Raw genomic sequence first — 432 nt, forward strand, 5'->3', positions numbered from 1 at the left:
CGTGAGGCAGAAGCCGAAGGTCGAGGCGGGGCGACCACATCCCGTCGCCACGCCCAAGGACGCCGGCGAACGAGCGCGGCGCGAGACCGTTCGCGATCGCGAGGCGGTGGAGCCAGCTCGACAGCAGCTCATCCGGCTTCGGATCAATGGAGACAGGCCACCGATCCCGAAAGACATCTTGATACCGCTCGCGGATCTCGATGGCATACCCTGCGTCGGTTGCCTCGCCGCTCACAGTAGGCCGTCACGCACTGGCGCCCGGCGGCGCTTCGAGACTGGGATGTAGTTCAGCGCCTTGAGACCCGATTTCGTGATCCGCTCCGCACCAGACCTCACGGCGGCCGCGGCGGCCGCAGAAACGATCGCCACGATCTCGCCGATCAATCCCTCTGAGAGCTGGAAGATCGTTCGCGCCAACGGTTCATCCGAAAG

At 65.5% G+C, this 432-nt stretch carries 1 protein-coding gene and 1 pseudogene; both read right to left on the reverse strand.

Annotated features, from left to right (window positions below; all coding sequences use genetic code 11):
• Positions 1-235, reverse strand: a 235-nt coding sequence (locus EOA27_RS39985; RefSeq protein WP_189562460.1) for a TniQ family protein, incomplete at its 3' end; no start/stop codon positions are given.
• Positions 232-432 (reverse strand): annotated as a pseudogene (locus EOA27_RS39990) (NTP-binding protein); the annotation flags it as partial. The pseudogene EOA27_RS39990 and the gene EOA27_RS39985, both read right to left, overlap by 4 nt.

This window comes from Mesorhizobium sp. M2A.F.Ca.ET.037.01.1.1 (genome assembly GCF_003998075.1).
In the GTDB taxonomy this organism is placed as follows: Bacteria; Pseudomonadota; Alphaproteobacteria; order Rhizobiales; family Rhizobiaceae; genus Mesorhizobium.